This is a genomic window from uncultured Desulfovibrio sp. (assembly GCF_949282365.1).
Taxonomy (GTDB): Bacteria; Desulfobacterota; Desulfovibrionia; order Desulfovibrionales; family Desulfovibrionaceae; genus Desulfovibrio.
Window position 1 is genome coordinate 1 of sequence record NZ_CASDOY010000053.1, and the last position, 13,799, is coordinate 13,799.

The 13,799-nt window shown below is 65.8% G+C and carries 11 protein-coding genes and 2 tRNA genes; 10 read left to right on the top strand and 3 right to left on the bottom strand.

Features of this window, described 5'->3' with window-relative positions; translation table 11 throughout:
• Positions 1 to 630: 630 nt before the first annotated feature.
• The 5 genes from Q1X76_RS08810 (at position 631) to Q1X76_RS08830 (ending at position 2,995) form a co-directional block, all read left to right on the top strand.
• A tRNA-Thr gene (locus Q1X76_RS08810) sits at positions 631 to 706 on the top strand.
• A 64-nt stretch (positions 707 to 770) separates the two neighbouring features.
• A tRNA-Thr gene (locus Q1X76_RS08815) sits at positions 771 to 846 on the top strand.
• Between the two features lie 60 nt (positions 847 to 906).
• Positions 907 to 1,254: a DMT family protein gene (locus Q1X76_RS08820; RefSeq protein WP_300719300.1), complete on the top strand. Its 348-nt coding sequence runs from the start codon at positions 907 to 909 to the stop codon at positions 1,252 to 1,254.
• 1 nt (position 1,255) lies between these two features.
• The gene (locus tag Q1X76_RS08825) at positions 1,256 to 2,035 is read left to right on the top strand and encodes a TSUP family transporter (protein ID WP_300719302.1); all 780 of its coding nucleotides are present in this window, start codon (positions 1,256 to 1,258) and stop codon (positions 2,033 to 2,035) included.
• A gap of 468 nt (positions 2,036 to 2,503) precedes the next feature.
• Positions 2,504 to 2,995, top strand: coding sequence for a heme-binding protein (locus Q1X76_RS08830; protein ID WP_300719304.1), 492 nt, complete (start codon positions 2,504 to 2,506; stop codon positions 2,993 to 2,995).
• Between the two features lie 119 nt (positions 2,996 to 3,114).
• On the opposite strand, the gene Q1X76_RS08835 is transcribed toward Q1X76_RS08830, so the two are convergent.
• The 3 genes from Q1X76_RS08835 to Q1X76_RS08845 all read right to left on the bottom strand — a co-directional run bounded on the left by Q1X76_RS08835 (position 3,115) and on the right by Q1X76_RS08845 (position 5,952).
• Positions 3,115 to 3,729: a DNA-3-methyladenine glycosylase 2 family protein gene (locus tag Q1X76_RS08835; protein ID WP_300719306.1), complete on the bottom strand. Its 615-nt coding sequence runs from the start codon at positions 3,727 to 3,729 to the stop codon at positions 3,115 to 3,117.
• A gap of 218 nt (positions 3,730 to 3,947) precedes the next feature.
• A complete protein-coding gene (locus Q1X76_RS08840) occupies positions 3,948 to 5,330 on the bottom strand; it encodes a PFL family protein (RefSeq protein WP_300719307.1) in 1,383 nt (460 codons plus the stop codon).
• Positions 5,331 to 5,388: 58 nt separating this feature from the next.
• A complete protein-coding gene (locus Q1X76_RS08845) occupies positions 5,389 to 5,952 on the bottom strand; it encodes an ACT domain-containing protein (RefSeq protein WP_300719309.1) in 564 nt (187 codons plus the stop codon).
• 299 nt (positions 5,953 to 6,251) lie between these two features.
• On the opposite strand from Q1X76_RS08845, the gene lysS reads away from it, so the two are divergent.
• The 5 genes from lysS to Q1X76_RS08870 form a co-directional block, all read left to right on the top strand.
• Positions 6,252 to 7,757: a lysine--tRNA ligase gene (gene lysS / locus Q1X76_RS08850; protein WP_300719319.1), complete on the top strand. Its 1,506-nt coding sequence runs from the start codon at positions 6,252 to 6,254 to the stop codon at positions 7,755 to 7,757.
• Positions 7,758 to 7,769: 12 nt separating this feature from the next.
• The gene (locus tag Q1X76_RS08855; RefSeq protein WP_300719311.1) at positions 7,770 to 8,996 is read left to right on the top strand and encodes a lipoprotein-releasing ABC transporter permease subunit; all 1,227 of its coding nucleotides are present in this window, start codon (positions 7,770 to 7,772) and stop codon (positions 8,994 to 8,996) included.
• 2 nt (positions 8,997 to 8,998) lie between these two features.
• Positions 8,999 to 9,682 (top strand): ABC transporter ATP-binding protein, encoded by a 684-nt coding sequence (locus Q1X76_RS08860; protein ID WP_300719313.1) that lies wholly within the window; start codon positions 8,999 to 9,001, stop codon positions 9,680 to 9,682.
• On the top strand, positions 9,663 to 12,431 hold the full coding sequence (gene bamA / locus Q1X76_RS08865) for an outer membrane protein assembly factor BamA (protein WP_300719315.1): 2,769 nt from the start codon (positions 9,663 to 9,665) through the stop codon (positions 12,429 to 12,431). The genes Q1X76_RS08860 and bamA overlap by 20 nt, the downstream gene beginning before the upstream one ends.
• A 268-nt stretch (positions 12,432 to 12,699) precedes the next feature.
• The coding region (locus Q1X76_RS08870; protein ID WP_300719317.1) for a tetratricopeptide repeat protein at positions 12,700 to 13,799 on the top strand (1,100 nt) is incomplete at its 3' end.

Genomic DNA, 13,799 nt, shown 5'->3' on the forward strand with positions numbered 1-13,799 from the left:
CGCCATCCGGTCGCGCGTTGCTGTCGATGCCCGTAGCTTCCTGCGTCGCAACGGGCACGGCCCTGCCGGGCCGCCATCCGCTCGCTGCCCGTGCGAAAGGGCTTTCCCCTCCCCCCCAGGCCTCCCATCCTTTCCCGGCGCGCTTCTTTAAATGAGCGCGGGAAGATACGGCTGGCATCCATCACGGGGCATGCGTGGCTGATCTCCTCCATTTCTTTGCAGCAAATCGTAAACGTCGCGCAGCCAGGCCCTGGCGGGCGGGACGGCGGGCGCCGCTCCTGCGGCGGACGGCAACGGGCACGGCCCCGCGCGCCACGGGAAGCGCGGCACGCGCGACGGCATGCCGTGCCGCAGCCGGGCGCTGCATGCCGCGGACAGGCCCGCGCCTGCCAGATGTTCCCCGGAGGCCCCCGCGCCTGCCAGCGCCGTCGGGCAGCAATGGCCGTGGACTCCGCCGGATACCGCCCGGGCGCTGCCCATTCCTGCCCGGCTGCTGCCCGGACGCTGCCGGACGCGCTTCCTCGTTCCACGTACGGGACGCCGGAGGCGGCAGGGACATTTTATCACAAAAAGACGAAAAAAAGGCTTGACCCTGAAACGGTTTTTCCGTACAAGTCTTCTTCGTTGAGCGCCCTTGTAGCTCAGTCGGTAGAGTGCATCCTTGGTAAGGATGAGGTCACCAGTTCAATCCTGGTCAAGGGCTCCAGCAGACAATGATGACGCTTGTGGTGACACGGGCGTTTTTTGGGGAAACCCGGACATAGAGGATCGCCCTTGTAGCTCAGTCGGTAGAGTGCATCCTTGGTAAGGATGAGGTCACCAGTTCAATCCTGGTCAAGGGCTCCAGAAATTTCAACGCCTGTGGAAACATGGGCGTTTTTTCTTTATCCGCGCAAGGAGCCTGTCATGCAGATCCCCGTCCCGGTCGCCACTGTCGGCCTGCTGGTGCTCTCCAACGTCTTCATGACCTTCGCCTGGTACGGCCACCTGAAGCACAAGAGCATGGCCCTGCCCATGGTCATCTTCATCAGCTGGTGCATCGCCTTTTTCGAGTACGTCCTGCAGGTGCCCGCCAACCGCATCGGCTACGGCTATTTCAACGCCGCGGAACTCAAGACCATCCAGGAAGTCATCTCGCTGACGGTCTTCTCGCTCTTCTCCGTCTTCTACCTGCACGAGACCCTGCGCTGGAACCATGTGCTGGGCTTCGGCCTCATCGTGCTGGCCGCCTACGTCATCTTCAAGGAATGGTAGCATGGTCAGCGGCGCCGTCATCCTTTTCTGCACCTGCGCCGCCTTCGTGGCGGGCTTCATCGACTCCATCGCGGGCGGCGGCGGCCTGATCACCATGCCCGCCCTGCTGCTTTCCGGCCTGCCGCCCCAGCTGGCCCTGGGCACCAACAAGGTGGGCTGCTGCCTGGGCACCGGCGTGGCCATGCTCAACTTCGCCCGCAGCGGCCTCATCCTCTGGCGCCTGGCCCTGCTGGGCGTGGGGTTTTCCCTGGCGGGCGCGGCCATCGGCACCGAGCTGGCCCTCTACATCTCGCCCGACGTGCTGGGCAAGGTGCTGGTGATCCTGCTGCCCGTGGCCATGGTGGCCACCCTCATGCCCAAGAAGGAGCAGAACAAGCCGCAGCTCAGTTCCGGCCGCCGCTACTGGCTGCTGGCGCCGCTCTGCTTCCTGGTGGTGGGCATCTATGACGGCTTTTTCGGGCCCGGCACCGGAAGCTTCCTGATCCTGGCCCTGCACTGGGTGCTGCGCGTCAGCCTCATCGAAGCCTCGGCCACCTCCAAGGTCATGAACTTCGCCTCCAACCTCGGCGCCATGGTCCTTTTCATCTGGAACGGCGCCGTCCTCTGGAGCGTCGGCCTGCCCATGATGGCGGCCAATATCGCCGGCAACTGGCTGGGCAGCCGCCTGGCCATCAAGGTGGGGGCCGAGGCCGTGCGCCGCTTCCTCTGGGTCTCGCTCTCCCTGCTGCTCTTCACCCTGGTCTGGCGCTTCTTCATCTCCCCCCATCTGCTCGGCGCGTAGACGCGGGCCTTCCGCTCTGGGCGCAGCGCGGAGCGCTGGGGAACGGCGCGGGGACCCGCCCCCGGGCATGGGCCGCTTTGCCTGACACGGCGGAGAGGGCGTAGCGGCCCGGTACTGGCCTTGCACTGGCCCTGACGCCGCAGGGCGGGTGCGGCGGCGTGCCCGCGTTTTGCCGTCCCCGGCAGCGCTGTTTCGCACGCGGCGGACTGGCCCTCCCCGATGCCGGCCTGCGGGGCCATGCCCGTGACGGCGGGTCCCGGCGGATATCCTCACGTCATGGCCGGCACGACAGGGACCTCTCCATATATGATGCCGCCCTCCTGTCCGCGGCGGCAGGCCCACACCCGAGCCCCGGCGGCACGCGGCGGACGGCGGGCCGCGCTCCCGCCAGCCCGGCACGTTGCCCCTCCGCCCCCGGCGTGCTAGAGCAGGAGGAAACAGCCCCTTGCGGGCAAAAGGAGTCGCACCATGTTCAAACGTTTCCTGCCTCTTGTTCTGGCCCTCGTGCTTTGCGCCGGTCTGGCCCAGGCCAAGACCAAGGCCCCGGCCACCCAGCTGCCCGGCGACCTGACCCTGGCCGAAGCCCAGAAGGTGCTGGACGCCGCCCTGGTCAAGGCCAACGCCCAGGGCGTGCCCATGAATATCGCCATCGTGGACGCGGGCGGCAACCTCAAGGCCTTCGTGCGCCAGGACGGCGCCTTCCTCGGCAGTATCGACGTCTCCACCAAGAAGGCCGTCACGGCCCGCTACTTCAACATGCCCACCTCCACCCTGGGCGCGGCTTCCCAGCCCGGCCAGGAACTGTTCGGCATCGAAGCCACCAACGGCGGTCTGGTGATCTTCGGCGGCGGTGAGCTGCTGGTCCGCGACAATGTCATCGTGGGCGCCATCGGCGTCAGCGGCGGCAGCGTGGCCGAGGACACCAACGTGGCCAAGGCCGGCGCCGCGGCCCTCAAGTAGGCCCTTCGCCGACCCCCTTCCCGCCCATGACAAAGGCCCCGGACGATCCCGGGGCCTTTCTGCATCTTCGGCGCCCGCAGCCTGCCGGGGGACAGCGATGGCGCGGAACCGGCCGTGCCTCAGCGCCGGCGCCGGGCGGGCTTGCCCCTGTCCGCCGCTCCGGCCTGCGCGGCTTTTGCGGCCCGCGCGGACTTGCCGGGCCTGCCCCTGTCCGCCGGATCGTCCAGTCCCGGCAAGGCGCCGCCGGCAATAGCCCACAAATAGAGCGAGGCCACGCTGCCGTAAGGGGAAAAACGCCTGCGGTAGCGCTCGAAGCGCTCGCGCGGCAGCTCCCGGTGCCGGTAGAGCATGCGCAGGCCCCGGCGGATGGCCAGATCGTCGTAACTCAGGATGTCCGGCCGTTGCAGGCAGAAGAGCAGCAGCATCTCGGCCGTCCAGACGCCGATGCCGCGCAGGGCCGCCAGACGGCGGCAGACCGCCGCATCCTCCAGCCCGGCCGTCTCCTGCAGGTCCAGTTCCCCGCTGACCACCTGCAAGGCGATGCCGCGCATATAGTCCACCTTGCGCAGGGACAGGCCCAGGGCCTGCACCTCGGACGCGGGCCGGGCCAGCAGGCTTTCCGGCGTGACCGCGCCCAGCAGGCCGCACAGCCGTCCCCAGATGGTGCGCTGGGCGGCCATGCTGATCTGCTGGCCCACGATGGCGTGCATCAGGGCCTGGAACAGGTCCGGCATGACCTCGCGCCGCAGGGGCCCGATGGCCTGTATGGCCGCCGCCAGTTTTTTGTCCTTGCGGGACAGGTGTCCACTTCCGCCTGTCCGTACTGAAAATAACGGGGCTCGTGCATGGTCTTCCCCCGGACGTCCTCCGCCGCCCTCTCCGCCGCGTCAAGCGAAAGAGGACGGGCATGCGCCCGTCCTCCCTGCCGTCAATACCGCCCCCGGGGCGGCTTCTAGTTCTTCAGGCTGTGGATGGGCGCCGGGATGCGGCCGCCCAGGCCGATGAAGGCGCTGGCGTCGCCCCTGGGCACGGGGATGATGGCCGCCTTGCCCAGCAGGCCGCCGAAGCTGACCTCCTCGCCCACGCCCTTGCCGGGCACCGGGATGACGCGCACGGCCGTGGTCTTGTGATTGATCATGCCGATGGCCATCTCGTCGGCGATGAGGCCGGAGATGGTGCTGGCCGGGGTATCGCCGGGGATGGCGATCATGTCCAGGCCCACGGAGCAGACGCTGGTCATGGCTTCCAGCTTTTCCAGGCTCAGCAGGCCGGAGGTGGCGGCGGCCTCGATGCTGGAGTCCTCGGAAACGGGGATGAAGGCCCCGGACAGGCCGCCCACCGAGGAGGAGGCGAAGGCGCCGCCCTTCTTCACGGCGTCGTTGAGCATGGCCAGCACGGCCGTGGTGCCGGGCGCGCCGATGCTGGAAAGGCCCACGCTCTGGAAGATCTCGCCCACGCTGTCGCCCACGGCCGGGGTGGGGGCCAGGGAGAGGTCGGCCACGCCGAAGGGCAGGCCCAGGCGCTGGGCCACTTCGGTACCGATCATCTCGCCCACGCGGGTCACCTTGTAGGCCGTGCGCTTGATGACTTCGGCCACGTCCAGCAGGGTCATGGGCTTGCCGCCGTCGCGGCTGTGTTCCAGGGCACGGTCGATGGCCTTCTTGACCACGCCGGGGCCGGAGACGCCCACGTTGATGACCACATCGGGCTCGCCCACGCCCAGATAGGCACCGGCCATGAAGGGCACGTCCTGCGGGATGTTGGCGAAGACCACCAGCTTGGCGCAGCCCAGGCCGCCACGGTCGGCGGTGGCCTGCGCCACCTTGAGGATCTGTTCGCCCATCAGGGCCACGGCATCCATATTGATGCCGGAGCGGGACGAGGCCACGTTGATGGAGGAGCAGATGCGGTCCGTGCTGGCCAGGGCTTCGGGCAGGGCTTCGATGAGGGCGCGGTCCCCCTTGGCGAAGCCCTTTTCCACCAGGGCGGAGAAACCGCCCAGAAAATCGACGCCCGCTTCCTTGGCGGCTTCGTCCAGGGCCTGACAGACGCGCACCATGCCCTCGGGGCCGAAAGGCGCGCCCACCACGGCGATGGGGCTGACGCTGATGCGCTTGTTGACCACCGGGATGCCGTATTTGTCGCCCACTTCGTTGCAGACGTTGACCAGCTGGGAGGCATAGCGGTGCAGCTTGGCCTTAACGTTGCCGGTGAAGAGGTCGATGTCGTGGCTGACGCAGTCGAACAGGCTCACGCCCAGGGTCACGGTACGCACATCCAGATGCTCGTTGCGGAGCATGTTGAGCGTATTGATAACTTCGCGTTCAGAAAGCATGGAAATTCCTTGTTAAACTTGCGGAGGCGGCCCTGCCGCGCTCCCGGGACGGACAGGCCTAGAAGCTGCCGATGCGGTGCACGGCCTCGAAGATGTCGCGATGCTGCACGCTGACGCGCAGGCCCTGCGCCTGGCCCTCGCTGGCCAGTTCGCGGCGCAGGCGGCCCAGGTCGGTCTTTTCGGGGACCTTGACCTCGAACACGAACAGGGCATGATTGCTGTGATCCTGCCCCAGCACGGCCTTGAGGCTGTCGATATTGACGCCGTGCCGGGCAAAGACACGGCTCATGGCCGCGATGAGGCCGGGCCGGTCGGGTCCGTCCACCGTGACCACGAAGGGCTGGCTGACCACGGAATCTTCCCAGCGGCCCTGCACGGCCGGACGCACCAGGGCGGAAAGGTCCAGCCGGGCCTTTTCCAGACCCAGGGTGAGCTGGCTGTGGAGCCCTTCTTCCGTGATGTCGTCAGCCGCCTCGACGATGAAGATGGCCGCGAACTCACCGCAAAGGATGGTCTGGGTGACCTCGACGATATTGCACCCGGTCTGCCCGAGGATCTGGCTTACTACAGAGACGATGCCGGGACAGTCCCGGCCCAGGAACGAGATGGTCAGTTTTTTCATGTCTGGTCCTTGACGGATTTGCGTTTTGGCAACGGTAAACGATGCATCAATGAAATTCAAGGACGGAAGGCCCGTCCCCGCCCGCCCGGAAGGCGCGTTTTCCCCGCCCGTGGCGGGCTGGCGGGAACCTTGACGGCCGGGCCCGAATGGCATACCTCTAGCCATTCAACCGTTGAGCCCACGAGAGGGCCGGGCCATGCCCGAAGCAGGAGTTTGCAGTGGAAAACCGGGAAAAGAGTCCTAAGAAGCAAAAGATCAAGCTGAATACCAAGTCGCAGCACGCCGCCTATTTCATGCCCATGCTTGAGGGCTTTGCCGAGCGCGACATGCTCAACGAAGTCATCAAAAACCGCGTCGTCAAGGCCTGTGATCTGCTGGACGCCGGTGTACCGCTGTTCCCCAATGATTTCCGCAAGGAACATGCCGTCAGCTGGGTGCTGGACAACTTCGGCGACCTGAGCGCCGAAGAGCTGGAAGGCAAGGGCGATGTCTTTGCCATCGCCGGCCGCATCGTCTCGCTGCGTTCCTTCGGCAAGGTGGCCTTCTTCCACATCATGGACGAGAGCGGCCGCATCCAGTGCTATGCCAGCCGCGAGGAACTGCCCGAAGCCGTGTACAATGTCGTCAAGAAACTGGACGTGGGCGACATCGTGGGCGTGTCCGGCCACCTTTTCCACACCAAGACCGGCGAGCTGACCATCTCCTGTCGCAACCTCAAGCTCATCACGCGTTCCATGCGCCCCCTGCCGGAAAAGTACCACGGCCTCAAGGACATGGAGACCCGCTACCGCCAGCGCTATGTGGACCTCATCGTCACCGAGCGCTCCCGCGAGATCTTCCGCAAGCGCAGCCTGATCGTGAGCGAGTTCCGCCGCTTCCTCGAGGAGCGCGGCTTCATGGAAGTGGAGACGCCCATGATGCAGGCCGTGGCCGGCGGCGCCACCGCCCGCCCCTTCGAGACCTTCCACAACGCCCTGGACCTCAAGCTCTACATGCGCATCGCGCCCGAGCTCTACCTCAAGCGCCTGCTGGTGGGCGGTTTTGAAAAGGTCTTCGAGCTCAACCGCAACTTCCGCAACGAAGGCATCGACACCCGGCACAACCCCGAGTTCACCTCCTGTGAGTTCTACTGGGCCTACGCCAACTTCCACGACCTCATGGACCTGACCGAGGAGCTCTTCGCCCGTCTGGCCCAAAAGGTCTGCGGCAGCACGGTCATCACCTACCAGGGCCAGGAGATCGACCTGACCCCCGGCAAGTGGACCCGCCTGTCCTTTTACGAGTCCCTGACCAAGATCGGCGGCCACAGCCCCGAATTCTACAACGATTACGGCAAGGTGCGCGACTACATCCGCAGCCGTGGCGAAAAGGCCACCGACAGCGAGAGCCTGCCCAAGCTGCACGCCAAGCTCTTCGACCTGGACGTGGAAGAGAAGCTGGTCCAGCCCCACTTCATCTACCACTACCCCACCGAGATCTCGCCCCTGTCGCGCCGCAACAACGAGCGTCCCGACCTGACGGACCGCTTTGAACTGTTCATCACCGGTCGTGAGCTGGCCAACGCCTTTTCCGAGCTCAACGATCCCGTTGACCAGCGCCTGCGCTTTGAAGAGCAGGTGCGCGAAAAGGAAGCCGGCGACGACGAAGCCCACGCCATGGACGAGGATTTCCTGCGCGCCCTGGAATACGGCATGCCCCCGGCGGCCGGCGAAGGCATCGGCATCGACCGCCTCGTCATGCTGCTGACGGATTCGGCCTCCATCCGCGAAGTCATCCTCTTCCCGCTGCTGCGTCCGGAGTTCTAAACAAGCATGCGCATGCCCTTCGAGCTGTTCGTGGCGCTGCGGTACCTCTTTTCGCGCCGCAAGCAGACCTTCATCTACATCATCTCCATCATGTCCATCCTGGGCGTGGCCCTCGGCGTCGGCGCCCTGGTGGTGGTGCTGGGCGTCTACAACGGCCTGACCACGGACATGCGGGACAAGATCATCGGCGCCAACGCCCACGGCATCGTCATGTCCTATGTGCCCGCGGCCTTCCAGCAGCACCCCGACCTGGTGCGGCGGGTGGAGGCCGTGGAGCATGTGCGCGGCGCCACGCCCTTCATCTATACGGAAGTGATGCTCTCCGCGGCCGGCGGCGTCAAAGGCCTGGTGCTGCGCGGCATCGACCCCGAAAGCGCGCCCCGGGTCCTGAGCATGCTGCGCGAGATCCGGCGCGGTTCCGTGGCCGGGCTGCAGCGCGAGGGCACGCCGGGCATCGTCATCGGCGAGGAACTGGCCAAGCGCCTGGGCATCGGCCTGGGCAGCCGCGTCAACCTGCTCTCCCCCTCGGGCGAGAAGAACGCCGCCGGCTATTCGCCGCGCATCCGCCCCTTCGAGGTGGTGGGCATCTTCAAGACCGGCATGTTCGAATACGACGCCACCCTGGCCTTCGTGAGCCTGCAGGCCGCGCGCGAGATCCTCGGCCTGCCGGACGGCTTCCTGACCGGCATCGAGATCATGGTGGACGACGTCTACAAGGCCGACAGCATCGCCCAGGGCGTGCAGGACGCCCTGGGATCCCCCTTCTATGTGCGCCACTGGATGGAGATGAACGCCAACCTGTTCGCGGCCCTCAAGCTGGAGAAGATCGGCATGTTCATCCTGCTGACCATGGTGGTGCTCATCGGCTCCTTCTCCATCGTGACCTCGCTGGTGATGCTGGTCATGGAAAAGACCCGCGATATCGCCATCCTGATGTCCATGGGCGCCACACGCAGGATGATCCGGCGCATCTTCATGCTGCAGGGCACCATCATCGGTTTCGTGGGCACCCTGCTGGGCTACGGCATGGGCCTGAGCCTGGGCTGGGCCCTGAAGCGCTACCGTTTCATCAAGCTGCCCGAGAACGTCTACACCCTGGACCACCTGCCCATCATCATCACCTGGCAGGACGTCCTCATCATCGGGGCCAGCGCCATGCTGCTCTGTTTCCTGGCAACCCTGTACCCGGCGCGGCAGGCCGCACGCCTTGAGCCCGCGGAAGCTTTGCGCTACGAGTGACCATGGCCGAACTTTATAAATTCGAACATGTGGGCAAGCGTTTTCCCGGCCCGGAAAATCTGGAGATCTTCAAGGATATCAACCTGTCCGTGGAAGAAGGCGAGTCCCTGGCCATCGTGGGGACTTCCGGCTCCGGCAAGAGTACCCTCTTGCATCTTATGGGGGCTCTTGATACTCCAAGCAGTGGAAAAATATTTTTTGACGGTCAGGACATGGCCGTGATGAAACCGGAGGAAAAGGCCCGCTTCCGCAACAGGACGCTGGGCTTCGTCTTCCAGTTCCATCATCTCCTGCCGGAATTCTCGGCCCTGGAGAATGTGGCCATGCCGGCCCTGATAGGCGGCGCCTGCCGGAGCGATGTGCTGCCCGATGCCCGCACCATGCTGGAGCGCGTGGGCCTTGCCCACCGGGTGGAGAGCAAGGTCTCCACCCTGTCCGGCGGGGAGCGGCAGCGGGTGGCCATCGCGCGCGCTGTCCTGCTGCGCCCCCGGGTGCTCCTGGCCGACGAGCCCACGGGCAACCTTGATGAAAGTACCGGCGAACAGGTCAGTGCCCTGATGCGCGAACTGAACCGCGAACTGGGCATGACCCTTGTGGTCGTCACCCACAACCGCGACCTGGCCGCCACCATGAATCGCAGTCTGGAACTGAGAGCGGGGACTCTGTATGAAAAAACATTTGTGTAATTGGCTGGGCCTGTTCTGCTTCGCCCTGCTGGTCTGCCTGCCGGGCGCTGCCGCCCTGCAGGCCGCAGGCAATACGGTGCTGGTGCTGCCGTTCCAGGTCACTGCCGGTCCCGAGATGCCCAATGCGGCCCAGGACGTGCCGCAGATCATCGGCTCGGAACTGCAGCAGCGCGGCCTGTCCGTCATTCCCATGGACAAGGCGCGCTCCCTGCTCTCGTCCCGCGGCGGCAGCATCGACATGGCCGCGGCCCGCGAACTGGGCAAGAAGGCCGGGGCCGATCTCGTGCTGTTCGGCAGCTTCGCCCAGAACGGCGAAGGCTTCGCCCTGAAGAGCCTGCTGGTGCCGGTGAATGAAGGCCAGGCCAGGCCCGCCAATTTCGACCGTCCCTCCCTGTTGAGCCTCAACGAATGCGCCGCCGCCATGGCCGGGCAGGCCTCCGGCATGCTGGGCGGGGCTTCCGGCGCCGCCCCCGCGGCCAGCAGCGCCCCCCGCACCGAGCCGACGGATCCCATCGGCCGGGCCGACTTCGTGCCCATGGGCACGGCCAAGGGCGCCCTGGCCGACGTACAGGTGCGCGGCCTCAAGGTCATGGACCCGGAAGTGGTCCTCATGCGCCTCTCCATCCGCAAGGGGGACACCCCCTCCGCCAATGACATCAACGAAGAAGTCAAGCGCATCTGGGAACTGGGCTACTTCAGCGACGTCCAGGCCACCATGGAAGGCAATGTGCTGGTCTTCACCGTGGTGGAAAAGCCCCGCATCGAGAACATCATCGTGGAAGGCTCCCACGAGATCGACGCCGAAGACGTCATCGCCGCCATGGGCACCAAGTCCGGCAACGTGCTCAACGAGCAGCTCCTCGCCGACGACCTGCAGAAGATCAACGAGCTCTACCGCAAGGAAGGCTACTACCTGGCCCGCTCCAGCTACCGCCTGGACAGCCGCTCCGGCGGCCGTGGCGCCATCCTGGTCATCCAGGTGGAAGAAGGCAAGAAGCTCTACATCAAGGAAGTGAAGATCGACGGTCTGGAACAGCTGGACAAGGGCGACATGGACAAATACCTGGCGCTCAAGCCCCGCAACATCTTCTCCTGGTTCACGGGCACCGGCGTGCTCAAGGAAGAACATCTGGAGCGCGATACCAACGCCATCGCCGCCTACGGCCTGAACCAGGGCTTTGTGGACATCCAGGTGGCCGCCCCTGATGTGGAATACAAGGAAGACGGCATCTACGTCACCTTCAAGGTCCACGAAGGCCCCCGCTACAAGATCCGCGAGATCAAGTTCGGCGGCGACATCATCGACGACGAAGACAAGATGCTGGATGTCATCGAGATGGACGAATGGAAGAAGGACAACGACTACTTCTCCATCACCGTCATGCAGGAAGACAGCAAGCGCCTGACCAACTTCTACACCGACCGCGGCTATGCCTTCGCCGAAGTGGACACCCGCGTCATGAAGGTGGACGGCGACGAGCCCATGGTGGACGTGGGCTACATGGTCAACAAGAAGGAAAAGGTCTTCATCCGCCGCCTGATGGTGGACGGCAACGTCAAGACCCGCGACAACGTCATCCTGCGCGAGATGCGCCTGGGCGACGGCGACCAGTACGAAGGCGAAAAGATGCGCCGCTCCGCGGAGCGCCTGAACCGCCTGCGCTACTTCACGGCCATCGACAGCGAGCTGATCCCCACCGACCGTCCCGACGAGGTGGACCTCAAGATCAAGGTCAAGGAAGACAATACCGGCGCCCTGATGGGCGGTATCGGCTACTCCACCTACTATGACGTGGGCGTGACGGCCTCCATCATGGAACGCAACCTCTTCGGCCGCGGCTACCAGGTGCAGCTGCAGGGTTTCTTCTCCTGGCGGCGCACCTCGGGCGTGCTCTCCTTCACCAACCCGCGCATCTACGATACCGAGCTCTCCTTCGGCAACGACATCTACTACATCTACGACTACTGGGACGACTTCACCAAGGAGACCATCGGCGACACCATCCGCTTCGGCTATCCCATCGGGGAATACACCTCCGTGGGTCTGGGCTACCGCCTGGAACGCTACGACCTCTATGACGTGGATGCCGACGCCTCGCCCTACATCTCCGACTACAAGGGCACCAACTGGACCAGCGCCATCTCGGCCCGCATCCTGCGCGACACCACCGACGACCGCGCCCGTCCCACCAAGGGCACCATCGCCCGCCTGTGGGCTGAATACGGCGGCGGCGGCCTGGGCGGTACCGACAACTTCGTCAAGGCCGTGGCCGACTGGCAGGGCTTCTGGTCCATCAATCCCGAAAACACCTTCCATGTGCGCGCCCGCGTGGGCGGCGTGTTCCAGAACACCAGCAGCCGCGTGCCCGTGTTCGAACGCTTCTGGCTGGGCGGCATGGACACCATCCGCGGCTACTCCTACTCCGACATCTCGCCCCGAGACAAAAGATACGGCGGCGACCAGATCGGTGGCGACCGCATGGGCGTGCTGAACGTGGAATATGTCTGGACCTTCCAGAAGGATATGGGCCTGGCGCTGGTGCCCTTCTTCGATGCCGGTTTCAACATCGACCACAAGACCATGGCCGACGACCTCAACGACAAGATCGTCTACTCCGCCGGTCTGGAACTGCGCTGGCGTTCGCCCATGGGCGACCTGCGCCTGGCCTACGGCTATCCCCTGTCCAAGGACTATGACGGCGAGCGCGAGCAGGGCCGTCTGGAATTCAGCATGGGCCAGTTCTTCTAGGCCACGGCTGGCCATAGCGTCAAAAAAAGCTCCCTTCGGGGAGCTTTTTTCATGTCGGGAAGCAGACAGCCGGACAGGCCGCCTCGGGGAACGGCATCCGTATTTTTTGTGATCCCATACAGTTATGGAGAATACTTTTCCGTGGCACGCAACCTGCATAGGCAGGGGCACGGCAAGGCTCCCCTCCCGGGAGCAGCCATGACCCAACGAGTCCTTTGCCATGGCCAGGAAAACAGCTTCTCCCGTCCCTCCTCCGCAATCCCCCGGCATGATCGCGCGCATGCTGCCGCCCCTGGGCTTCATCCTGGCCTTCTGTCTGCTGGCGGTCTTCTGCCACTCTCTCGGCCACAGCGCGCCCCTCTCCGCGGAACAGCGCTACACGGCGGCCAAGGCCGATATGGACAGGCTCCACGACGATGCCCGGCGTGGCATGCAACGCGCGCCCTGGGAAGAGCTGGCCGCGACCTTCCACGAGCTGCACCGCAGCGCCCCCTCCTGGCCCAACCGGCCCGCGGCCCTGTTCAAGACGGCGGAATGCTATGAAGAGCTTTCCCGCCGCTCCTTCGCGGCCGCCGATGCCCGCAAGGCCGCCGAGGTCTTCGCGGACGTGGCCCGCCAGCACGCCAGCAGCCGCCTGGCCGACGACGCCCTGCTGCGCGCCGCCCGCATCCGCGCCGACAGGCTCAAGGATCGCCAGGGCGCCCTGAAGCTGCTGGCAGCGCTCTGCCGCGACTATCCGCGCGGCGACATGTACGCCGAGGCCTGCCGCCTGCGCCGGGAGCTCGATCCGGGCGCGGCCCCTGTCCAGGCTGCGGCCCGGGCCCAGGACCCGGCGCGGACGCAGGCTGCGGCCCGTCAGATATCCGACGCTCCCGCCCGGGGCGCTGCCCGTAACGATGCCCGTGACGACGTCCGGCAGGCCCTGCAGCGTTACGAAAATGCCAAGCAGACCATGGAGGCCCTGCGCGCCGACAAGCGCCGTGCCTGCTGGCGCGAACCCTGGGAAGATCTGCAGGAGGACTTCCTGCAGGTCTACCGCAGCCGCCCCGGCAGGACGGTCTCGGCGGCGGCCCTGTTCCGCGCCGGCATCAGCGCCCGGAGCCTGGCGGACTGCTCGCGCCTGGCTGCCGACTACCGCACGGCGCACACCCTGCTGCTGCGCGTGCCCGATGAATTCCCCGGCAGCGCCCTGGCCGACGATGCCCTGCTGGAAGCCGCCCGCATCAGCGCCGACAAGCTCAAGGACAGGGCCGGGGCCCTGCGTCTGCTGGCCCGGCTGGAAAAGGAATGCCCGCGCGGCGACATGCGCCCACAGGCCGCGGCCCTGCGCCGGGATCTGGCGCCGGGGCCCCGCGTCGCGGACGGGAC